The sequence below is a fragment of the Vicinamibacterales bacterium genome (genome assembly GCA_036496585.1).
In the GTDB taxonomy this organism is placed as follows: Bacteria; Acidobacteriota; Vicinamibacteria; order Vicinamibacterales; family 2-12-FULL-66-21; genus JAICSD01.
Window position 1 is genome coordinate 130,616 of record DASXLB010000024.1, and the last position, 22,846, is coordinate 153,461.

The 22,846-nt window shown below is 68.0% G+C and carries 18 protein-coding genes; 11 read left to right on the top strand and 7 right to left on the bottom strand.

What is annotated here, in order from left to right:
* The first annotated feature begins 32 nt into the window (after positions 1–32).
* The 4 genes from VGI12_08410 (at position 33) to VGI12_08425 (ending at position 4,408) form a co-directional block, all read left to right on the top strand.
* On the top strand, positions 33–1,661 hold the full coding sequence (locus tag VGI12_08410; GenBank protein HEY2432684.1) for a DUF1800 domain-containing protein: 1,629 nt from the start codon (positions 33–35) through the stop codon (positions 1,659–1,661).
* Between the two features lie 2 nt (positions 1,662–1,663).
* On the top strand, positions 1,664–2,902 hold the full coding sequence (locus VGI12_08415) for a DUF1501 domain-containing protein (GenBank protein ID HEY2432685.1): 1,239 nt from the start codon (positions 1,664–1,666) through the stop codon (positions 2,900–2,902).
* Positions 2,903–2,995: 93 nt separating this feature from the next.
* Positions 2,996–4,108, top strand: a complete 1,113-nt coding sequence (locus tag VGI12_08420; protein HEY2432686.1) for an alanine racemase — start codon at positions 2,996–2,998, stop codon at positions 4,106–4,108.
* A gap of 12 nt (positions 4,109–4,120) precedes the next feature.
* Positions 4,121–4,408 (top strand): BMC domain-containing protein, encoded by a 288-nt coding sequence (locus VGI12_08425; GenBank protein HEY2432687.1) that lies wholly within the window; start codon positions 4,121–4,123, stop codon positions 4,406–4,408.
* Between the two features lie 37 nt (positions 4,409–4,445).
* On the opposite strand, the gene VGI12_08430 is transcribed toward VGI12_08425, so the two are convergent.
* Both VGI12_08430 and VGI12_08435 read right to left on the bottom strand, forming a co-directional pair.
* Positions 4,446–4,946: a MerR family transcriptional regulator gene (locus VGI12_08430; GenBank protein ID HEY2432688.1), complete on the bottom strand. Its 501-nt coding sequence runs from the start codon at positions 4,944–4,946 to the stop codon at positions 4,446–4,448.
* A 30-nt stretch (positions 4,947–4,976) separates the two neighbouring features.
* A complete protein-coding gene (locus VGI12_08435; protein HEY2432689.1) occupies positions 4,977–5,258 on the bottom strand; it encodes a 4a-hydroxytetrahydrobiopterin dehydratase in 282 nt (93 codons plus the stop codon).
* Between the two features lie 170 nt (positions 5,259–5,428).
* Here VGI12_08435 and VGI12_08440 point away from each other — a divergent pair, with 170 nt between their 5' ends.
* Genes VGI12_08440 through VGI12_08450 form a run of 3 tightly spaced genes read left to right on the top strand, consistent with a single transcriptional unit; the run spans position 5,429 to position 12,089 of the window.
* Positions 5,429–6,127 (top strand): TetR/AcrR family transcriptional regulator, encoded by a 699-nt coding sequence (locus VGI12_08440; GenBank protein HEY2432690.1) that lies wholly within the window; start codon positions 5,429–5,431, stop codon positions 6,125–6,127.
* Entirely contained in the window at positions 6,117–7,319 is a 1,203-nt protein-coding gene (locus tag VGI12_08445; protein ID HEY2432691.1) for an efflux RND transporter periplasmic adaptor subunit, read from the top strand. The genes VGI12_08440 and VGI12_08445 overlap by 11 nt, the downstream gene beginning before the upstream one ends.
* 6 nt (positions 7,320–7,325) lie before the next feature.
* On the top strand, positions 7,326–12,089 hold the full coding sequence (locus VGI12_08450; GenBank protein HEY2432692.1) for an efflux RND transporter permease subunit: 4,764 nt from the start codon (positions 7,326–7,328) through the stop codon (positions 12,087–12,089).
* A gap of 486 nt (positions 12,090–12,575) precedes the next feature.
* Here the strand turns inward: VGI12_08450 and thiO are convergent, their stop codons facing one another.
* Together thiO and VGI12_08460 are read right to left on the bottom strand one after the other, a co-directional pair.
* Positions 12,576–13,664: a glycine oxidase ThiO gene (thiO, locus tag VGI12_08455; protein ID HEY2432693.1), complete on the bottom strand. Its 1,089-nt coding sequence runs from the start codon at positions 13,662–13,664 to the stop codon at positions 12,576–12,578.
* 82 nt (positions 13,665–13,746) lie between these two features.
* Positions 13,747–14,811 (bottom strand): hypothetical protein, encoded by a 1,065-nt coding sequence (locus tag VGI12_08460; GenBank protein ID HEY2432694.1) that lies wholly within the window; start codon positions 14,809–14,811, stop codon positions 13,747–13,749.
* A 178-nt stretch (positions 14,812–14,989) separates the two neighbouring features.
* Between VGI12_08460 and VGI12_08465 the strand changes: the two genes are divergently transcribed.
* A complete protein-coding gene (locus tag VGI12_08465; protein HEY2432695.1) occupies positions 14,990–16,045 on the top strand; it encodes a YihY/virulence factor BrkB family protein in 1,056 nt (351 codons plus the stop codon).
* 60 nt (positions 16,046–16,105) lie between these two features.
* Here the strand turns inward: VGI12_08465 and VGI12_08470 are convergent, their stop codons facing one another.
* Positions 16,106–16,732 carry a hypothetical protein gene (locus tag VGI12_08470; protein ID HEY2432696.1) on the bottom strand — a complete coding sequence of 209 codons (627 nt, stop codon included), beginning with the start codon at positions 16,730–16,732 and terminating at the stop codon, positions 16,106–16,108.
* A gap of 176 nt (positions 16,733–16,908) precedes the next feature.
* Here VGI12_08470 and VGI12_08475 point away from each other — a divergent pair, with 176 nt between their 5' ends.
* The 3 genes from VGI12_08475 to VGI12_08485 all read left to right on the top strand — a co-directional run bounded on the left by VGI12_08475 (position 16,909) and on the right by VGI12_08485 (position 20,218).
* Complete coding sequence (locus VGI12_08475) at positions 16,909–18,018, top strand: TrbI/VirB10 family protein (GenBank protein ID HEY2432697.1); 1,110 nt, start codon at positions 16,909–16,911, stop codon at positions 18,016–18,018.
* Positions 18,019–18,096: 78 nt separating this feature from the next.
* A complete protein-coding gene (locus VGI12_08480; GenBank protein ID HEY2432698.1) occupies positions 18,097–19,488 on the top strand; it encodes a pyridoxal-dependent decarboxylase in 1,392 nt (463 codons plus the stop codon).
* Between the two features lie 109 nt (positions 19,489–19,597).
* Entirely contained in the window at positions 19,598–20,218 is a 621-nt protein-coding gene (locus tag VGI12_08485) for an outer membrane beta-barrel protein (protein HEY2432699.1), read from the top strand.
* Between the two features lie 62 nt (positions 20,219–20,280).
* Here the strand turns inward: VGI12_08485 and argH are convergent, their stop codons facing one another.
* Entirely contained in the window at positions 20,281–21,675 is a 1,395-nt protein-coding gene (gene argH / locus VGI12_08490; protein HEY2432700.1) for an argininosuccinate lyase, read from the bottom strand.
* Positions 21,675–22,844, bottom strand: a complete 1,170-nt coding sequence (locus VGI12_08495) for an argininosuccinate synthase (GenBank protein HEY2432701.1) — start codon at positions 22,842–22,844, stop codon at positions 21,675–21,677. The genes argH and VGI12_08495 overlap by 1 nt, the downstream gene beginning before the upstream one ends.
* Positions 22,845–22,846 lie beyond the last annotated feature (2 nt).

The window sequence follows — 22,846 nt, forward strand, 5'->3', positions numbered from 1 at the left end:
ACCCCGGCCGTCCCCCTGGGGTCTAATTCGGCATGAGGTTTCTGGCACGTTCGGCAGCGGTTCTTATCGCCGCGGCCGCTCTGTCGGCCGCTCCCAACTCGGCCGTTCCCGCCAAGCCGGACGACCGCGCCATTCTGCATGTGCTCAATCGTCTCGGTTTCGGCGCGCGGCCAGGCGATCTCGAGCGGGTGCGCGAGATGGGTCTCGATCGTTACATCGAGGCGCAGCTGCATCCCGAACGAATTCCGGACGCGGCCATGACCACACGGCTCGCCGGATTCGAGACTCTCTCGTTGAGCAGCCGGGCGATCGCCGAGGAGTACTACGTCCCTGCCCAGAAAGCGAAACGCCAGGCGCAGCTCGCGAACAAGAACGCGACCGCCGCCAGCGCCAATCCGGCGCCGAGCGCCGAAGATACGCCTGGGAAGGAGCGGACGCCCCTGGAAATGGAAAAGGCGCGCAAGCAGCGCGAGGTCGTCCTCGAGCTCTCCGAGCAGAAGGTCCTGCGCGCCGCGTACAGCGATCGTCAGCTCGAGGAAGTGATGACCGATTTCTGGTTCAATCACTTCAACGTCTTCGCCGGCAAGGGACCGACGCAGGAGTACCTCACCTCGTACGAACGCGACGTCATCAGGCCACACGCGCTCGGCAAGTTCCGCGATCTGCTCGAGTCGACCGCGAAGAGCCCGGCGATGCTCTTCTATTTGGACAACTGGCAGAGCGTCGATCCGCAGGCTGCCGACCGCATGGCCGCCGAGCGGGCCGCGCGGGCGCAGCGCGCGTCGAGGTTCGGGTTCATGCCGCCGCGCAATCCGCAGGCGGGCCAGGCGCAGCAGAAGCAGCAGCCGAAGCGCGGGCTCAATGAGAACTACGGCCGCGAGATCATGGAGCTGCACACGCTCGGCGTCGACGGCGGCTATACGCAGCAGGACGTGATCAACGTCGCGCGAGCGTTCACCGGCTGGACGATCGAGCAGCCGCGGCAGGGCGGCGGCTTCCGGTTCGATCCCCGCCTGCACGACGATCGCGAAAAGGTCGTGCTCGGCCACAAGATCAAGGCCGGGGGCGGACAGTCCGATGGCGAGCAGGTGCTCGACATTCTCGCGCACCAACCGGCGACGGCGCACTTCATCGCCACCAAACTGGTGCGGCGATTCGTCTCCGACACGCCGCCGCCGGCGCTCGTCGATCGCGCCGCGAAGACCTTCCTCAGCACCGACGGCGACATCCGCGAGGTGGTCCGCACGATCGTGACCTCGCCGGAATTCTTTGCGCCCGAGGCCTATCGCGCCAAGGTCAAGACGCCGTTCGAATTCATCGTCTCGGCGGTGCGCGCCACCGGCGCCGAGGTGACCAACGCACAGCCGCTCGTGCAGAGCGTGCGGCAGCTCGGGATGCCGCTCTACATGTGCCAGCCGCCGACCGGCTACGCCGACCGCGCCGACGCCTGGGTGAACACCGGCGCGCTGCTCAATCGCATGAACTTCGCGTTGCAGCTCGTGAGCGGACGCATGCGAGCGGTGCAGCCGGGTCCCGGCCCGGTCGGCGCTGCCCTGACGGGCGAACTCTCCGAGGCGACGTCGGCGACGATCGCCAAGGCGACCGACCCGACCCAGATCGCGGCGCTCACGCTGGGCTCCCCCGAATTCCAGAGGAGATAGTCATGTTCTCGCGACGCATCTTCATGAAGAACGGCGGCCTGGCGCTGCTCAGCCTCGGGTTCGCACCGGCCTTTCTGGCTCGCACCGTGGAGGCAGCCGCCAACGTCCGCCGCAAGGTCCTGATCACGATCTTCCAGCGCGGAGCGGTCGACGGCCTGAACATGGTCGTGCCGTTCGGCGAGAAGGACTACTACGGATCTCGCCCGAGCATCGCGGTGGCGCGGCCCAACGTCGCCGACGGGGCCGTCGATCTCGACGGCTTCTTCGGTCTGCACCCACGCCTCGCGCCGCTCAAGCCGTTGTGGGATTCGCGGCAGCTCGCGATCGTCCACGCCGCCGGCTCGCCCGACGGCACGCGGTCGCATTTCGACGCGCAGGACTACATGGAGAGCGGCACACCCGGCGTGAAGAGCACGCAGGACGGATGGCTCAACCGCATCCTGCACGCGCGCGAGCACGAGGCTGCCACGCCGTTTCGCGCGGTCGCGCTGGCGGCGCAGCTGCCGCGTTCGCTGCAGGGTACCGAGCCCGCGCTGGCCCTGAATCAGATCGGGCAGTTCGGCATCCGCGCCGGCCAGGCGACCGACATGGTGCAGGCGTCGTTCGAGTCGGAGTACGCGGCCGCCGCTGACGGCGTGCTGAATCGCACCGGCGGACAGGCCTTCGACGCCGTCCGCATGCTCAAGTCGGCCGACCCGTCGAAGTACGAGCCGGAGCACGGCGCCGAGTATCCGCGCGGCGCCTTCGGCGAGGCGCTCCGCCAGATCGCGCAGCTCGTCAAGGCGGATGTCGGTCTCGAGATCGCCTTCGCCGAAGTCGGCGGTTGGGACACCCACGTGAACCAGGGCGCGTCGGTCGGCCAGCTGGCGCAGCGGCTCAACGACTTCAGCCAGGGCCTGGCCGCCCTGGCCCGCGATCTCGGCGACCGCATGGACGACGTGGTCATTCTGACAATGAGCGAATTCGGCCGCGCCGTCGCCGAGAACGGCAACCGCGGCACCGACCACGGCCACGGCAACGCCATGTTCATCATCGGCGGCCACAACGTGCGCGGCGGCCAGGTCTACGGCCGCTGGCCCGGGCTGGCGCGCGAGCAGCGGTACGAGGGGCGCGACCTGGCGGTCACGACCGACTTCCGCAGCGTATTCAGCGAGGTCGTGCGCGGACACCTCGGCGTCACCGATACGACGACGATCTTCCCGGGCTTCACCGGCACACAGTCGCTGGGCTTTGTGGCGTGATTTGGAGGATGTGGAAATGTGGGAATGTGGGAATGTGGAAATGTAGGTAAAATTTCGACATTTCCACATCTCCACATTTCCACATCTTCCACAATGCTCCTCTCGGAAATCCCGACGCCGGCCGTCCTCGTTGAGTCCTCGAAGCTGGCGCGCAACCTGGCGCGCATGCAGAAGCTGGTGGCCGGGCACGGCAAGGCGCTCCGGCCGCACGCAAAAACACACAAATCGCCGGTCGTCGCGCGTATGCAGCTCGACGCCGGTGCGACCGGCATCTGCTGCGCCAAGCTCGGAGAGGCGGAAGTCTTCGCCGACGCCGGCATCACCGATATCCGGCTGCCCTATCCGCTCAATCCCGCCAACGCCGACCGTGTCTTCCGGCTGGCCGATCGCATCGCGCTCTCGTTCATCGTCGACGACCCCGAGGTGGCGCGGCAGTGGTCGGCGCTGGCCGTGCAGCGCGGGCGCAGGCTCGACGTCCTGATCAAGGTTGATGTCGGCTTCCACCGCTGCGGGATCGATCCGCGGGATGCGCGCGCCGCTGCGATCGTGGACGAGATTGCCGGGTTGCCGGGGCTGCGCTTCCTGGGCCTGCTCAGTCACGCGGGGCACGGCTACGGCGCCGGTTCGGACGCAGAGGCGGAAGCGATCGCCGAGGACGAGGCGCGGACGCTTCGCGACCTGGCCGGGGCCTCGGGCGCGGCGTGCGCCGAGATCAGTGTTGGCGCCACGCCGACGGCGCGCTTTTCCGTCCGGCAGGCCGGCGTGACCGAGATGCGCCCCGGCAACTACGCTTATTTCGATCGCACGCAGGTCGCGCTTGGCGCGGCCGCGTGGGACGACTGCGCGCTCACCGTGCTGGCCCGCGTGGTCAGCCGGCCGGCCCCCGATCGCGTCATCCTCGACAGCGGTAGCAAGACGCTGACCAAGGATCTGGCGCGGGGCTTCGTCGAGATGCCCGGCTACGGGACCGTGCTCGCCGATCTGCACGGCGCGACGCCGAACGATCGTCTGCTGATCGAGAATCTCTCGGAGGAGCACGCGACAGTGCGCGCCGCCGGTGGCGCCGCGCTGCCGACCGGTGCGCTGGTGCGGATCGTCCCCAACCACTCCTGCGTCGTCTCGAACCTGGTGGATGCGGTCTGGCTGGTGGACGGCGATCGGGTCGTGGAACGCCTGCCGGTGGCGGCGCGCGGGCGGATCACATAGAATGGCGTCCCCATGGCAAAGGACCTCGCTGGCGAAGCGCTCGGCCTCGTGGAAACGCGCGGCCTCGTCGGCATGATCGAGGCGGCAGACGCGATGGTCAAGACGGCGAACGTCGTGTTCGTCGGCTGGCAGAAGGTCGACGCGGGTCTCGTCACGGCGATCGTCCGCGGCGATGTCGCCTCGGTGAAGGCCGCCACGGATGCGGGAGCTTCGGCCGCGCGCCGGGTCGGGGAGCTCGTCGGCGTGCACGTGATTCCGCGCCCAGCAGACGGCCTCGACAAAATCTTCCCGATCGGCTGATTGATCGCTGCGCTTGCAGCTCTGCAGGCGCGCGGTGCTACGCGCGCGCGCGGCGGGCGGCAGACGGCGGCCGTTTGCGCGATTTCTTCCGCGGCCGTGCCGCCCGCGGGGTCAGCTCGCGCAGGTTCTCCACGTCAGTGAGCATCAGCATCGGCTGCTGCGGGTCGCGCAACAGGTTGAACAGCGTGCCCTCGGACGTCCGTCCGAAGATGTCGACGCCGTCGGTGTAGAGCGTCAGCACCCCGCCGCCGCCGACGGTCTCGAACAGCCTGACGCGGAACTGGTCGCGCAGCGTTGTCAGCAGGCGGCGCAGGTCGGCGACCGATTTCCCCTGGCGCCGCAGATCGGCAAGCACCAGCAGCTCGAGTAGATCCACAGGCGTGTAGCGTCGCTCGGTGTATCCGCCGCGAGGCGTCCGCCGTGACGCGACGTGTGAGATGAACAGGCGTCGCGCGTCCCACCACTGCAGTTGCCGCGCGGTGAGTCCCGTCATCGCCGCGACCTCACGCGCGCTGTACGAGTTTTTGAGCTCCGTCATCGTCTCGTCCGTCGGGCCCGGATCCCTGGCCTACAGCAGCGCGTCGACCTTCCGCGCGCCCTCGAAGTCCTTTTCGGTGAGTCCGCCCTCGGAGTGTGTGCTGAAGGTCAGGGTCACGCGCTTGTAATTGATCAGGATGTCGGGATGGTGGTCGGCGGCCTCGGCGTCGAACGCCAGACGGGTGACGAACGCGATGGCGTCGGGGAAGCCGCCGAGGGTGAACTGCCTGCGGATGGCGTTGCCCTCGAGGGTCCACTCCGCGAGCCCCGGGAGCCGTTCCTGGATCTCCGTATCTGTCAGCCGCTTAGCCATAGGGGGAGCATACGGGCCCTCAGGCCACCTTGCCCCAAAAAAAGCTCGACGCGCCCCGTTTCCGCGTCGGGAACCGACGCGAGGGATCGAACGTCTAAACATCGTTAGAATAGTGAACACTGTTCAATTCGTGATAGAATCAAGACCATAACTGCAAGGAAAACAAGCACTTGGGCGTTAAAGAACGGCAGGAACGTGAGCGTGAGGCTGTTTCCCGGTCGATCCTGGATGCGGCGCGTGAGCTCTTCGTGACGCACGGCTACCAGGAGGTCTCGATCCGGAAGATCGCCGATCGCATCGAATACAGCCCGGCCGCGATCTACAGCTACTTTCCGAGCAAGGACGACATCTTCTTCGCGCTCGCCGAGGAGGGGTTTCGACTCCTTTTCTCGTACGCGCACGACGTCAATACCACCGCCGCGGACGATCCTGCCGACACGCTTCGCCAGATGTTCTGGCGCTACTACCAGTTCAGCAAGGATCATCCCGAGTACTTCGCGCTGATGTTCCTCGACCGGAGCGTCCCGAAGATCCGCGACAACTGGGAGCGGTTCGGCTTCATCGGCCAGTTGAAGGACGACACACGCGCCCGTATCGGACAGGCGATGGCGGCGGGGGCCGTTCCGGACGGCACCAGCGCGCACGCCGTGTTCCGGCTGCTTCTGACCGCGGCGCACGGCGTCGCCGCGCTGCGGCTCTGCGATCGGCTTGCGCCCGGCGAGGATGCCGACGCGCTGGCCCGCGCCACGATCGACGCCGTGATCATCGGGCTGAAAGGTGGCGCCGGCCGCTCCTTGCCCGATCCGCCTTCGACCCTCTGCAACGACCCTCTTCCTTCTGTCAGCGAGGATTCGCGTCATGAATCGTAAGCTTCGTGTGTCCCTTCTCAGCGGCGTCGGACTCGCCGCACTGCTCTCGGCCGCCTGCAGCGGCGAGCGCACCAGCGCCGCCGCGCCGAAAGAACCGGCGCCGGTGGCGGTTCGTGTCTCCGCCGTACGGACGCAGCCGATCGATCGCTTCCTGCGCGTCACCGGATCGATCTCGGCAGACGAACGAGCGGACGTCGCCGCCGAGCTCAGCGGCCGTGTCGTCGGCACGCCGGTCGAGCGCGGCACGCACGTCAAGGCCGGCGCCGAACTGATCCGGCTGTCGGCGACGGAAGCCGACGCGTCGTTGCGCGAGGCGGAGGCCAACGCCGGGCAGCTCGAGGCGCGCCTCGGGCTCGTCCCCGGCGAGCCGTTCGATTCGGCGCGCGTCCCCGACGTGCTCACCGCCAGGGCGTCGCTCGACTGGGCCGAGGCCGACTTCGGCCGCATCAAGGCGCTGCTCGATCAGAAGGTCGTCTCGCAGTCCGAGTTCGACCAGAAGCTCACGGCGGTCAATTCGGCAAGGCAGCAGTACCAGCTGGCGCAGAACGTGGCGCAACAGTCGTACCGGAGCCTGCAGGCGGCGCGCGCCCGCGTCGAGCTGGCGCGCAAGACATCGGCCGACACCGTGGTCCGCGCGCCCTTCGACGGGATCATCGCGGAGCGCCTGGTCAGCACGGGCGACTACGTGCAGAAGGCGACCAAGGTCGCGACGATCGTCCGCATCGATCCGGTACGCGTCCAGTTGACGGTGCCGGAACAGTACCTGTCGCAGATCGTGACGGGGCAGGCAGTGCGGTTGACGGTGGATGCGTATCCCAACGAGGTTTTCACCGCCAAGGTGCGCTTCGTGTCGCCGGCTCTCAAGTCAGACCAGCGGGCGCTGACCGTCGAGGCGATTGCGGCCAACGCCGACGGACGCCTGAAGCCGGGCCTGTTCGCGACGGCGCTCCTGCAGCAGCCGTCGCCCGTGCCGGCGCTGCTCGTGCCCGTGTCGGCGGTTGAAACGGTGGCCGGCACGAGCCGGGTCTACGTCGTCGCCGCGCACAACAAGGTCGAAGAGCGCATCGTGACGATCGGCGAGAAGGTCGGTGACTCGATCGAGTTGTCGACCGGCGTCAAAGCGGGCGAGCAGGTGGCCGCCAACCCGCGCGGCAAGCTCGCCGACGGCGTGCGCGTCCAGGTGGAAGGGTAAGCCGTCATGCAGTGGTTAGCCGCCATATCCGTCAAGCGGCCGGTCTTCGCCAGCGTCCTCATTCTGTCGCTGACGGTCATCGGCGCGTTCGCGTTCTCGAAGCTCGGGCTCGATCGCTTCCCGAAGGTCGACTTTCCCACAGTCGTGGTGACGACGCGCCTGCCCGGCGCGGCGCCCGAGGAGGTGGAAACGGAGATCTCGGACAAGATCGAGGAGGCCGTCAACACGATCAGCGGCATCGACGAACTGCGCTCGACCTCGTCGGAAGGGGTCTCGACCGTGGCCGTCGCGTTCCTGCTCGAAAAGGACGGCGACATCGCCGCGCAGGAGGTCCGCGACCGCGTCAACCGCGTCCTGCCCCTGCTGCCGAAGAACATCCAGCAGCCGACCGTCGACAAATTCGATCCCGACGCGGCGCCGGTGATGACGATCGCGGTGTCGGCCGACAAGCCGATCCGCGACATCACCGAATACGCCGACAAGACGCTGCGCCGGCAGCTCGAAAGCGTCAACGGCGTCGGCCAAGTGCTCCTGCAGGGCGGCCGTCAGCGCCAGATCAACATCACCCTCGATCCGGCGCGGCTGCAGGCCTACAACCTGACGGTGACCGACGTCTCGCGCGCGCTGCAGTCGCAGAACGCCGAAGTCCCCGGCGGCCGCATCGAGGCCGGCGCGACCCAGATGACGCTGCGCACCCGGGGCCGCGTCCAGTCGGTCGGCGAGTTCTCCGACATCGTGGTGCGCGAGCGCGACGGGCACCCGATCCTGCTGCGCGACGTCGCCAAGGTCGAGGACGGCATGGCCGACGCGACCACCCGCGCCAACGTCAGTGGCAAGCCGACGGTGCTGCTGACCATCCGCCGGCAGTCCGGCGTCAATACCGTGGCGATGGTCGACGCGGTCAACGAGCGCCTCGCGGAGATCAAGGAGATCATGCCGCCGGGCTACAAAGTGTGGGTCGTGCGCGATCTGTCGGAATTCATCCGCGCCTCGATCGCGACGGTTGAGGAGCACCTGGTGCTCGGCTCGATCCTCGCCGCGCTCGTCGTCCTGGTGTTTCTCTGGAACTGGCGCTCGACGTTGATCGCGGCGATCGCCATCCCGACCTCGATCATCGCCACGTTCGGGCTCATCTGGTACGAGGACTTCACTCTCAACTCGATGACCATGCTCGCCCTGACGCTCGCCGTCGGCATCGTCATCGACGACGCGATCGTCGTGCTCGAGAACATCTACCGCTTCGTCGAGGAGAAGGGGATGAACCCCTACCAGGCCGCCGTCGAGGCCACCCGGGAGATCGGGCTCGCGGTGATGGCGACAACGTTGTCGCTCATCGCCATCTTCGTCCCGGTCGGGTTCATGGGCGGGATCGTCGGCCGCTTCATGAAATCGTTCGGTCTGACGATGTCGTTCGCGATCCTGGTGTCGCTGCTCGTCAGCTTCACGCTGACCCCGATGCTGTCGGCGCGGTGGATCAAGAGCAAAGACCCGAAGGAGACGAAGGGGACGAAGGATAGCCGCTTCTTCAGGCCGATCGACGACGGTTACAAGCGCCTGCTGTCGTGGTCCCTGGCCCACCGCGGGCTGGTCGCGCTCGGCGCCGTGCTGGTGCTGCTGAGCAGCGTGCCGCTGCTCATGGTGACGAACAAGAATTTCATCCCCAACGACGACCAGTCGGAGTTCGAGATTGGCGTCCGGGCGCCGGAAGGCACCAGTGTCGACGCCACCGAAGTATTCGCCAACCGCATCGCCACGGGCGTCAGGCAGCTGGCGGAGGTCGACTACACGCTGGTGACGATCGCCGACGATCCGGCTGCGACGCCGAACTCTGGCACGATTTACGTGCGGCTGAAGCCGCTCGATCAGCGCCGCCGCGACCAGTTCGCGGTGATGGACGACGTGCGTGACCACGTGATGCCGCAGTTCGCCTCGACCAACCTCCGTATCGGCGTACGGCCGATTGCGACGATTGGCGGCGGCGGCAACCAGAACGCCGATATCCAGTTCACGATCGCCGGGCCGGATCTCGGCAAGCTGGAGCAGTACGCCGACGCGGTCGCGGCCGCCGCCCGCAAGGAGCACGGCGTCGTCGACGTCGACACGTCGCTCAACGTCGGCAAGCCGGAGCTGTCGGTGAAGCTCGATCGCCTGAAGGCGGCCGACCTCGGCGTCCAGGTCGCCGACGCGGCGGAAGCGCTGCGGCTGCTGGTCGGCGGCGACCAGGTCACGACCTACAATGAAGGCGGCGAACAGTACGAAGTGCACGTGCGGGCCCTGGCGTCTGGACGGTCCGACGCGTCCGGCATCGGGCAGCTGACCGTGCCGTCGTCGACGGTGGGAAGCGTGCCGCTCGAGAACATCGCCGACCTGACGGCAGGCACCGCGCCGAGCAACGTCGATCGCCTCAACCGCCAGCGCCAGGTGACGGTCTACGCCGGCCTGCAACCGGGCGTGTCGCAGACGCCGGCGATGGCGGCGATGACCAAGGCGGCGGAGACGCTCAACATGGGGGCGGGTTACAGTACGACGTTCGCCGGACGTTCGCGGGAGCTCGGAAGGGCGGCGCAGAATTTCCTGCTCGCGTTCGTGCTCTCGCTGGTGTTCATGTACCTGATCCTCGCGGCGCAATTCGAGTCGTGGCTGCACCCGGTGACCATTCTCCTGTCGCTGCCGCTGACGCTGCCCTTCGCGCTGCTGGCGATCATCCTCACGGGTCAGTCGTTGAACATCTTCTCGGCGCTCGGCCTGCTCGTGCTGTTCGGCGTCGTCAAGAAGAACTCGATTCTGCAAATCGATCACGCAAATCAGCTCAGGGACACAGGCATGGAACGAGACGCGGCGATTCTTCAGGCGAGCCACGACCGGCTTCGCCCCATTCTGATGACCACGGCGGCGTTTGTCGCCGGCATGATCCCGCTCGTGATGTCGAGCGGCATCGGCGCCGGCACCAATCGCGCCATCGGGTTCGTCATCATCGGCGGCCAGTCGCTGGTGCTGGTGCTGTCGCTGGTGGTGACCCCGGTCGCCTATTCGCTCTTCGACGATCTGGCACACGTGCGCCTGCTGCCGCGGTTGTGGGCGCGGGCGCGCCGTGCCGCGCCGGTGACCGCTGCGATGCTCGCCGTGATGGCGCTGCTCGTGCCGTCGCCGGCCGACGCGCAGACGCCGGCGACGGCGGTTCCCCAGGCGCAACCGGCTGTGCCCACCGGCGAGGTGCTGCATTTGACGGTCGACGAGTCGCTGCGGATGGCCATCGCGAACAACCCTGACCTGGCCGCTGGCAACTTTGATCCACGGATCAGCGCCGAGCGGCTGTCGCAGGCGTCTGCGGCGTTCCTGCCGACCCTCACCAGCAGTTTCCTGCGCAACGTCCAGCAGGCGCCGCCGAGCAGCGTGTTCTTCGGCGATAGCGCCGTGCGCACCGACGTCTGGTCGGGCGGCGTCGGCCTGGCACAGCGGATTCCGGTCGGCGGCGGATCGTACACGGTCGGCTGGAACTCGATCCGCACCAACGCCAGCGCGACGCTCTCGACCTTCAACCCGGCAGTCACCGGCCAGATGCAGGGCTCGGTCACGCAGCCGCTGCTGCGCGACTTTCACATCGATCAGGCGCGCGGGCAGGTGATGCTGGCCCGCCAGAACGAGAAGGTCGCCGACATCGGGCTGCAGGAGCTCGGCGTCACCGTGACCTCGTCCGCCGAACGCGCCTACTGGAATTTGGTACTGTCGCGGGCCTCCGTCGCCGTGCAGCAGCGCTCGCTGGAACTGTCGCAGGAGCTCGAACGCAACAATCAGGCGCGGGTCGACGTCGGCCAGTCGCCCCCGCTCGATCTCGTGTCCGCCCGCGCGGAAGTGGCCTCACGCCGCGAGTCGCTGATCGTGGCGCAGACGCTGGTGCGTCAGGCCGAAGACCAGCTGCGCGTGTTGATCCTCGACCCGAGGCGTCCCGACTATTGGTACGTCCGCCTCGACACCGGCGACCCGGTTCCACCCCTCGGCCCGACGCCCGACGTCGACGCCGCGGTCAGGAATGCGCTCACCCAGCGCACCGACCTGCAGCGCGCCCGGCAGCAGATCGAGATCGACGACACCAACCTGCAGCTGGCCAAGAACGGCACGCTGCCGGACCTCCGCGTGACGGCGTCGTATCAGACGAACGCGCTCGGCGGCACCGAGCTGCTCCGCGACGGCTTCCTCGGTCCGGTGACCGGGCAGGATTTTGTGGCCTACGGCAGCGTCCTCGGCCAGTTGTTCTCGGCCAACTATCCGACGTGGCAGGTCGGCTTGACGCTCGCCTATCCGCTCGGGCGCAGCGCCGACCAGGCCAACTACGCCAGGACGAAGCTCGAAAAGGAGCAGTCGGCCGAACGCGTGCGCAGCCAGGAGTTCAAGGTCGTGCGCGAGGTACGACAGGCGGGGTTCCAGCTCGAACAGAACCGGCAGCGCATCGACACGACACGGCTCACCCGCGAGCTGCAGGAACAACGCCTCGACGCGGAGCAGAAGCGCTACGAAGTCGGCATGTCGACCAACTTCAACGTCATCCAGGCCCAGCGCGACCTCGCCGTGTCGCGTAACGACGAACTGCAGGCGCAACTCGACTATCAGCAGGCGTGGATCAACTTCGAGACGGTTCAGAAGGTGGGCGGCACGTCGGCCACGACGGTCACGACCGGCAACGGCACGGCAACGGTCGGCACGACGACGACGCCGAGCGGCGCGAGTGTGACCACCGTCACCGGCACGGGCGGACCTGGCGGCGGCAATTAGCTGCTGGCTTGCGACGTGGAGGCAGACCTGAAGGTCTGCGCTACGTCGCAGATAGGCAGACACAGCTGGCGCAGCCCTCGTAGCGCAGGCCTTCAGGCCTGCCTCGTGCGCGGGCCTTCAAGCCTGCCTCGCGCGCGGCCGGTGGGGGTGAAGCAGACCTGAAGGTCTGCGCTACGTCGCAGATAGGCAGACACAGCTGGCGCAGCCCTCGTAGCGCAGGCACTTCAGGCCTGCCTCGTACGCGGGCCTTCAAGCCTGCCTCGCGCGCGGCCGGCGGGGTGAAGCAGACCTGAAGGTCTGCGCTACGTCGCACATAGGCAGACACAGCTGACGCAGCCCTCGTCGCGCAGGCCTTCAGGCCTGCCTCGCGCGCGGCCGGGGGGTGAAGCAGACCTGAAAGTCTGCGCTACGTCGCAAATAGATAGAAACCTCTGGCGCCCCTCGTAGCGCAGGCCTTCAGGCCTGCCTCATGGCGCGGCCTGCGGCTTACACAAATCGCGTGATGCTGAAGTGACCCAGCGCCGGATCGCGGCGGCCGTCGGCGATCAAATCGGCCATCAGCGTCGCGGTGATCGGCGAGAGCAGGATGCCGTTGCGATAGTGGCCCGATGCGTGGAAGACGCCGGGCTCGGATGCATCGTCGCCGAGCACCGGCAACTCGTCGGGCGTCGCCGGACGCAGCCCGACGCGGACACTCTCGACACCATCGCGCGCCAGCGTCGGTAGTAGCGCGCAGGCGGCATCGAGCAGCCCTGCTCGACCCGATTCGGTCGGCTGTTCGTCGAAGCCCGCCTCCTCCACCGTCGCGCCGATCATCAGACCGGGCCCGTGCTCGCGCGGGACGATGTAGCAATCAGGGCCCCAGAGAATCGCAGGCGATCTGACGGATCGCTGGGTCGTCTCGAGCAAGCCGTGATGGAGCAGCAGCTGCCCGCGCACGGGCCTGAGCGGTGGCGTGCGCACACCGCGGATCCGGTTCAGCCACGCACCTGCAGTCAGGACGACGGCGTCGCTCGAGAGCGCGTCGCGTCCGGGTCCAAGGTCGATCGTGAAGCGCTGTCCCCGCCGTTCAATCCGCTCGACGCGCGCCGCGACGAACGTCGAGCCGTGACGCGCCGCCGAACCGGCGAGGGCCTCCACGAGCTGCCGCGCGTCGACATAGCCGTGCCGGTCGTCGCGGAGCGCGCCCGCCGTCGGCGCGAGATCCGGTACCAGACGTGCGACGCCGGCCGCCGGCATCCACTCCCCGTGACCGCTGCGCATCGCCTCGGCGCGCTCTTCGGTCAACGCGATCTCGAGCGTCGGAATCCGGCGATACTCGATGGCGGCTCCCTCCGCCCGCAGGCCGCCGATCCACTCGTCGTAGAGATCGAGACTGCGCACGCATAGATCGAGCATCGGTCCGCCGGCGTGCGCTTCCACATACGGCGCGAGCATCCCGGCCGACGCCTGCGTCGCGCCGCCGCCGGCGGGTCGCGGATCGACGAGCGTGCACGCCACACCGCGCGCCGACAGCTCGCGCGCGATCGCGCAGCCGATAATCCCCGCTCCTGCGACAACGACCGACCGATTCACGACCTACACGCTCACTCGGGGACACCGATGAAGAACATTCACAAGGGAGCAGGAGACCTGACTCCCTCTGGGGACTTTCCGACTAGTCGAAGCGGGTGATCGTCGCCTCGAGCTGGCGCACGCCGTCACTCGCGCGGTGCCACTGCACGAGGATGGGGCTCTGGTAGCGGCCGTCGGCGATCACGCCGTGGCCGTCGCTCTCGCGGACGCGAAGGTTGACGGTGCGCTTCATCCGCAGGAAGCGCCCCGCCGGAACGGCGATCGCCCGTGCGAAGAGACGCTCGAGCAGCGACTCGCGCAGCCCGGTGGCGTCGAGCACCCGGTTGAGCGCGCGCACCATGTCGTACTTGGCGTAGTCGAGCGCTTTCGCCGGAATCGCCCGCGGGTGCGCCCACATGTGGCGCCCCTTCTCCGCGGCGAAACGGAGCGGGTTGCGCAGCACGTGCGCCAGATCGTGGCGCATCAGCAGCGTCTCGTATTCGTTGACCGTCAGGCCGGCCTGCCGTTCGCCGCCGGCGAGGTCGAGGCGGACCCGCCCGCTCGTCACCCCGTACATCTTCACGAGCTCGACGATCTGCTCGTAGATCCCGAGCTTTGGATCCTTCAGGTTCACCGAATCGACCGGGTGATTCGACACCGGCACAGCGATGCGGACTTTGGCGACTTCGGCTTCGCGCGTGAAGCCGACGATGCTGGTGAGCCGGCGGCGGGGACGGCCGTCGGTGACTCCGTCCAGGTCCACGAAGCACACCGGTTCCATCGGCCGATTCACGTAGCTCACGCAGGTGCTGAGGCCGGCCGCCATGAAGGCGAGGTGCGAATCCGCGTTCCTCGGCTCGATCGCGCGTTCCTCGGTGGTCAGGTCCTTGCGGCGATCGAGCTGATCGTGCTCGTATCCGGCGCCTTCCGGGAACATCGCCCTGAACACTTCGACGTACGGGGCAACGGTGTCCTTGCCGCGCGTCAACCTTGCCGCGAGGCTCTGTTCGAGATAGCCGGCGGTGGTGTGGAAGGAGTGATAGAGGTGCCGTGGGTATGTGTCGAGCAGGTCGCCATGCGTCGCCCGCAGCCGTTCGCGAACGTCGATGATGTCGAACCGGGCCCGCGGCGTGAGCTCGAGGGTGACCTCGACCGGGGTAGCTGGCATTCGAATCTACGTGGCGGTAGTGTAACGCAGATTAACTCTATATTGCAAAGTTTGCCGTCCTCTAACCTGTTGAGGTCATACCAGTTCAGACGACAGTGGGGGGCGGGTTGGCCAGCCATTTGCTACGCCGGAGCTCATGCTGGCGTCCCTCGGTGTCCCTATCGGCTGGATGGAGGTGATGAAACGCACCGGCAAGGAGGCCGTGGCGGACGACATCTTCGATCTGGCAGCTCAACAGGCCTATTACTTTTTCTTCGCGCTGTTCCCGGCCCTGCTCTTCGTCATCGCGATCGCCAGCTTCTTCCCCTTGCTGACCCTCGTCGACGAGGTCGTCACGATGCTGTCGCGTTTCGCGCCGCAGGCGGTGATCGACATCATCACTGCCGCCATGACGTCCCTGTCGAAGCAGAACAGCGGCGGCATTCTCACGCTCGGGTTCCTGGTGACGATCTGGTCGAGTTCGGGCGCGATGGTGTCGATCATCACGACGCTCAACACCTGTTACGACGTCACCGAATCGCGGCCGTGGTGGAAGACCCGCCTGACCGCGATCGGACTCACGATCGCCCTCGCGATGTTCATCCTGGTTTCGATGTTCCTGGTCATCGCGGGCCCCGCGCTGGCCGAGCATCTGGCGAACCGGATGCGTCTTGGACCGGCCTTCACATGGACGTGGTGGATCGTGCAGTGGCCGGTCGTGTTCCTGCTCGTGGCGACGGCGATCGCCAGCGTCTACTACTTCGCGCCCGACGTCGAACAGGACTGGGTGTGGATCACGCCCGGTTCGGTTGCCGCCACAGTCCTGTGGATCGCGGTCTCGACGGCGTTGAAGCTCTACTACAAGATGGTGCCGGATGCCAACGCCGCGTACGGCGCGATCGGCGGGATCATGGTGCTGATGCTGTGGTTCTACGGCTCGGGACTGGCGCTGCTGCTCGGCGCGGAGATGAACGCCGAAATCGAGCACGCGTCGCCGTACGGCAAGGACCCCGGCGAGCGCGTGCCCGGCGAGAAGAAAGTGGTGGGGCCGCGCGCGCAGCGTCTCTACTCAGAAAAACGGGCGAAGGGAGAGATCCCCGTCCCGCCAATCCCGGACGGCATGAACTGCGACCTCGATCACGCACCGCGCGCCGCCCGGCCCCGCCAAGCGCCGAGCGATCTGATCATCGGCACGATCGCGCTGGGGTCTGCCGTGCTCCTCGCTGCGAACAGACTGCGCAAGGGCCTGAGGTGAACCGGAGGATGGGGTGATCGATCTTCGAGATCATCCGATCACCCGATCACCCGATGATCATCACCGGCAGACAATCGTCGGCGGCGGCTCCCACGAGCCGGGACGAAGCTTCCCCCCAAACCCCCAATAGACAGGCTCCGCCTTGACGCAGTTGGGCGGCACCGGCAGGTGCGCGGTGAACAGGCCCTGGTCCGTCGCGACCGTGGCCTTCACCGTGGCGGCGCTGCCGCGGCGCGGCCCCACAGCCCCCACTCCGTACGGCGCGAACGGAACGTACACAGGCACGGCGACGGGATAGTAGATCGGCTGCGGCGCTGGATCGATGACGGCGGGCGTCGGCGCCGTGTCAGCAGACGCTGCGGCGGCATCCGGCATGGACGGGTCGATTTCGAAGGTGGCGGGCTCGGACGCGGCGGGCTCGCGCGCGGCGGACGGCGGCGGCGTCTCCCGCCCGCTCTTGATCATCGCGAGGATCACCGTATCGCTGATACCTGTCTCTTTCAGGTGCTTCAGCGTGGCGGTGTCGATGGCGAAGACCGATCGATCGACTTCGATCAGCGCCAGCAGGACCGAGTCGCCGAGCCCCGCTTTGGAGAGCTCGATGACGTCGCGAACGGTGATCGCGTCGGCGCGACCCGCGGTCAGGGCAAGGGCGGCTATACAGGCGAACAGGGTGCGTTGAAACACGGACGACCTCCCGCTACCTCTATAGTGCAGCCAAACCGGTCCGGGTTGGGCCTGACGTCGGCCGAGGACAGACTGTCCCCCCGTCATGGCGGATCGGCCTGCACAACCCTTAGAATATGCGGGGCTTTTCGGGGTACGGCCCTTGCTCGCCCCGGTTGCACAGGGAGTATTCCGCCATGTTCTCGAAACCGTTGGCGTTCGTCGTCCTCGCGCTCGGCTGTCTGACGGCGGCCGCGGGGGGGGCGTACGTGGCGACGCGCCATACCATGTCCGATCCGACGGGCCGGCCGGCCGCGGCGGCTCCGGCGGCGCTGGCGTCCTCGCCGTCGAGCCAGGCCGCGGTCCCCACCCAGGCGGTGGCTGAAACCGAGTCGGCGGTGACGAGCGCGAAGCCTGAGCGCACGCCGGGGGAGGCAAATCCCGCACAGCCCGCCGCGACCGTGGCACCCGTTCCGACGTCCGTGACTGCCGACGCCCCCGCTGCGGAGCCGGTTCCCGCGCCGCGGCCGGCGGCCCGAACCACTACGGCGTCCAAGGCGACGTCGGCCGGCAAGCCGGCGACGCAGCCCTCGCACGGGCCGGCCGCAACGCCGCATCAGGCGCAGCGGACCGCGCCGGTGACGGCCGCGAACGGGTCGGCCGCGCCACCGGATGCGACCACCCCTCCGGCCGCGGCGGCCGCGCCGCCGGCCAAGCCCGCGGAGGCGATCAAGCCGGTTGAGGATCCGCTACCCGAGCCTCCGCGGTCGCCGCAGTTCGAGGAGCTGATCCTCCCCGCCGCGTCGGTGATCGGGCTGCAGGTGGAAACGACCTTGTCGTCGGAACGTGCGCGCGTCGAGGATCGCGTCGACGCTCGCGTCTCGCGTGACGTGATGTCGAGCGGCCGCGTCGCGATTCCGGCCGGGTCGAGAGTGATCGGCTCCGTGACAACCGTCGAACGCGGCGGCAAGGTGAAGGATCAGGCGCGGCTCGGCATCCGCTTCCACACGCTGGTCCTCGCCGACGGCTCGCAGGTGCCGTTGCACACCGACGCCGTGTACCGCGTCGGCGAAGAGCCGTCGAACGGCAGCACGAAGAAGATCGGGGGGGCCGCGATCGGCGGCGCCATCATCGGCGCCATCCTTGGCGGCGGCAAAGGCGCCGCGATCGGCGGCGCGACCGGCGCGGCCGGCGGCACCGCCGCCGTCATGGCCGGCGACCGCAGCGCCGCCACGCTTCGCCAGGGGGAATACCTCAATGTGAAGCTCGCCGCGCCGGCGACGATCACCGTGGAGAGACGGGAATAAATTGGAAATGTGGAAATGTGAAAATGTGGAAATCTAGATTCCGGCACCTCCACATCCCCACATTTCCACATCTCCCCCGTGTCCGACTTCAGAGATAACGCCCGCTTCCTGTCCGACTGGATCGCGGCCTACCTCGACGATCCGTCCCGCTACCCGGTACTCGCTCGCGTCACGCCGGGGGACATCCGAGACGCGCTTCCCTCGCACGCGCCGGAGCACGGCGAAACGTTCGCGCAGATCTTCGCCGATTTCGAGCGGGTGCTCGTTCCCGGCCTCACCCACTGGAACCATCCGGGCTTCTTCGCCTACTTCGCGAGCAGCGCGAGCGAGCCTGGTGTGCTGGCCGAGTTCCTGTCGGCGGCGCTCAATCAGCAGGCGATGCTGTGGCGCACGTCGCCGGCCGCAACCGAGCTGGAAGAGGTCGCGCTCGGGTGGCTCCGTCGGCTCATCGGGCTCCCGGATGTCTTCGAGGGGGTCATCTACGACACCGCATCGATCTCGACGCTGCATGCGCTCGCGGCGGCGCGCGAGGCGGCGGTGCCGGATGTCCGCCGCGCCGGGCTCGCGGGTCGCGCCGATCTGAAAGGGGTGCGCGTCTACGCCTCGGAACAGGCGCACTCCTCCGTCGACAAGGCGGTGATTGCGCTCGGCCTCGGACACGACGCGCTCATCCGCATTTCAGTCGATGCCGCGTTCCGGATGGAACCGGCGCGGCTCGCCGATCGCCTTCGCGCCGACCGCGACGCGGGCCTGCTGCCGATCGCCGTGGTGGCCACGGTCGGGAGTACGTCCACCACGAGCGTCGACCCGGTCGCCGCGATCGCGGACATCTGCGCCGCGCACGGCGTGTGGCTGCATGTCGACGCGGCGTATGCGGGAGTCGCCGCGATGGTGCCGGGCTGGGAGTGGATCCTCGACGGCGCCGCGCGGGCCGACTCGCTCGTCGTCAACCCGCACAAGTGGCTGTTCACCCCGTTCGATCTCAGCGCGTTCTACTGCCGCCGCATGGACATGGTCCGCGCGGCGTTCTCGCTGACTCCCGAATATTTGAAGACGAGCGAAGGCGACGCCGGCGTCACGAATCTGATGGACACCGGCATCCAGCTCGGACGCCGCTTTCGCGCGCTGAAGCTGTGGATGATCCTCCGGCATTTCGGCGCGGCCGGCCTGCGCGCGCGAATCGCCGAGCACATGCGGCTGGCGCGACTCTTCGCATCATGGGTCGACGCCAGCGATACCTACGAGCTGGCCGCGCCGGTTCCCTTCAGTGTCGTCTGCTTCCGCATGCGGGGAACGCGCGGCGACGCCGATCACCAGCGCGTGCTCGACGCCGTCAACGCGTCCGGCGAAGTGTTTCTCTCGCACACCAAGCTCGATGGTCGCTTCGTGCTCCGTCTGGCGATCGGCCACCTGCTGACGGCCGAGTCGCATGTGCGTCGCGCCTGGGAACTGCTGAACTCCGCCGTCTGACGGCGTCCGCCCCCCACAGCTCCTTCACCTCAGCCGATCCGGCTCGGCACTGGCAGGGCATCACGCTTGCAATCTCCTCCCGCGGGACGTTATCTGGAGGAGAAATGTAATGTCAGTACGCAAGTGGCTACTTTCCGCAGCAGTCGTGACGGCCGCCTCCCTGGCGATGCCGGGAATCGCGTCGGCTGATTGGTTCATCACCCCGTTCGTCGGATGGAACGCGGGCGGCTCAGCCGATGTGAACGGCTCCGACGGCTCGACCCGAGCCAGCGAGTTCGAGCACAAGGCCGACTACGGCGTGTCGATCGCCGGAATGGGCAAGGGCATCATCGGCGCCGAATTCGACTTCGGCTACTCGCCGAACTTCTTCTCGACGACGACGGACGCGAATGGATTCGCGTTCAGCAGCGGCAACAACGTCGCCACGCTGACCGGCAACCTGATCGTGGGCGCGCCGGTGGGCGGCCACGGCGCGCAGATTCGTCCGTACGCGGTCGGCGGACTCGGCCTGATCCGCAGCAACGTGGGTGCGACCGGCTTCTTCGACGCGACGACGGCGAACGATTTCGGGTTCGACGTGGGCGCCGGCTTGGCGGGGTTCTTCACGCAGAACATCGGCTTGCGCGGCGATGTGCGCTACTTCCGATCGTTCAACGGCTCGAACAACGGCGTCGGCCTCAGCAACTTCCACTTCTGGCGCACGTCGATCGGAGTGTCGTTCAAGTTCTAACGTGAGGGAGGCTGAAGGTTCGGCTCTCGAGGCCGGTTCCGGAAAGCCGGAGCGTCGGGGCCCTAGCCTTCGGCCTCCACACGTTTCAGCCACTCGCGCGTTTCGTCCAGCGCCGCAGCGACCGCCTTCGGGTTCGTCGACTGCGGCGTCTGCTTTTTCTCGACCGACGCCATCGCGGTGATCGCCCCGCGCACGTCGTCGCCGAACAGCGCCGAATGCGATCGCCATTCGTCGAGCGAGAGATCCTCGAACGATCGGCGCTCGGTCACCAGCCGGCGCACCATCGCGCCGACGACTTCGTGGGCGTCCCGGAACGGCAGCCCTTTCGCGACGAGATAGTCGGCCACGTCGGTGGCGAGCAGCAGGCCTGAGGCGGCCCGCCCGGTGACTACCGGGTTCGGCGTCAGGCCGTCGACGACCGAGGCCGTCGCGCGAAGACAGGCGAGCCAGGTGTCCTCGGCGTCGAACAGCGCTTCCTTGTCTTCCTGCAGATCTTTGTTATAGCCGGCCGCGAGACCCTTCATCGAAACCAGCCAGCCGGTGAGGTGGCCGATGACACGGCCGCTCTTGCCTCGGACGAGTTCGAGGGGATCGGGATTCTTCTTCTGCGGCATCAGGCTGCTGCCCGTCGCCGCCCGATCGTCGAGCTCGAAGAAGCCGAATTCCTCGGACGTGAAGAGGATGAAATCTTCGGCGATCCGGCTGAGATGCACCATGCCGACCGACGCGGCATGCAGGAACCCGGCGACGAAATCGCGGTCGCCGCTGACGTCCATGCTGTTGCGGGCGAGGCGCGAGAAACCGAGGTCGCGGGCCAGCGCGGCCACGTCGATCGGGTAGGCGGTGCCGGCGATCGCGCCGGAGCCGAGCGGCAGTTCGTCGACCTCTCCGAGCACCGCGGTCAGCCGCGCGGCGTCGCGGCGGAGCGCGGCGGCGTGCGAGAGCAGGAAGTGCGCGACGAGCACCGGCTGCGCGCGACGCAGATGGGTGTACGACGGCATCAGCGCGTCGCCGGCGCGGTCGGCGAGCGCCACGAGCGACCGCACCAGCCCCGCGATCCCCGCCAGGATGGACGGGACGCGTCGCTTCACATACAGACGCAGATCGACGGCGACCTGCTCGTTGCGCGAGCGGCCCGTGTGCAGCCGCCGCCCCGCCTCGCCGACCAGCGCGACCAGCTCGCGCTCGACGAATGCGTGCACGTCTTCGTCGCCGTGCGCGTCGCTGACGAAGCCGGGATCGGTCGCGCCGCGCGCGAGGATCGACCGCAGCCCGCCGTCGATCGCGGCCGCGGCGTCGGGCGAGAGGACACCGGCCCGCGCCAGCGCATTCGCCCAGGCGAGGCTGCCCCGCACGTCGTCCTGGAACAGGCGGCGGTCGAAGCGGAAAGACGCGCCGAATGCGAACAGCTCAGCGTCGGGATCGCCGGCGAAACGTCCGGACCAGAGATGCGCCATCAGTGAACGGATCCTTCCGAGGCTGGCGGTGACGCCGCCGCTGCGCGCGCGGCGTGCGGAGGCGGGACGGTGGAGAGGGGGTTGTCGGCCTCGATCGCCAGCGGCGAGCGGCGACCGACCACCCGGCAATCGCCCTTGAACAACTTGAGGCGGACGGCGCCGGTAACGCGGGGCTGGACGGTGCGCATGAACGCGTCGATCGCTTCGCGGGTCGGCGAAAACCAGCGGCCGGTGTACGCAAGATCGGCGTAGGCGCGTCCGAGATCGTGGCCGAGCCGCTCGAGGTCGCGCGGCACTACGAGCTTCTCGAGCTCGCTGTGCGCAGTGTGCAGGAGGACGGCAGCCGGCGCTTCGTAGATCTCGCGCGACTTGCCGCCGGCCGCCGCGTTCTCGACCATGTCGATCCGGCCGACGCCATGCGCGCCGGCGATCGTCTCCAGGCTCTCGATCAGCTCGACGAGCGGCATCTCGACGCCGTTGGCGCGCAGCGGCACCCCCTGCTCGAACTCGATCTCGACGTAGGCCGGTTCGTCGGGACAGTCGCGCGGTGCGCGAGTCAGCGTATAGACGTCTTCCGGAGACTCCTGCCACGGATCCTCGAGCACGCCGCGCTCGATCGAGCGTCCCCAGAGGTTCGTGTCGACGGTGTACGGACTGTCGATGTGCGCGGGGATCGGAATGCGGCGCGCCCGGGCATAGTCGATGAGCTGCTCGCGCGTCATCCCCCAGATGCGCGCCGGCGCCAGTACCGTCATCGAGGGATCGAGCGCGCGCACCCCAAGTTCGATGCGCAGCTCGTCGTTCGCTTGGCCGTTGCAGCCGTGGGCGATGATCGTGCTGCCCTCCATGCGGGCGACCTCGACGAGCTTGCGCGCCAGCAGCGGCCGGCTGAGCGCCGTCGCCAGCGGGTAGCGGTCCTCGTACAGCGCGCCCGCCTGCAGCGCCGGCAGGATGTAGTCCGCCGCGAACTCGTCGCGGACGTCGAGCACATGCGCGCGCGCCGCCCCCACCGCCAGCGCGCGCTCGCGCACCCCGGTCAGCTCGCGTCCCTGCCCGAAGTCGAGCGTCACCGCGATCACCTCCGCCGCATACCGCTCCGCGATCCAGGCGATCGCCGCGGACGTGTCGAGGCCGCCCGAGTAGGCGAGCACAATCCGTGGTGTGTCCATCG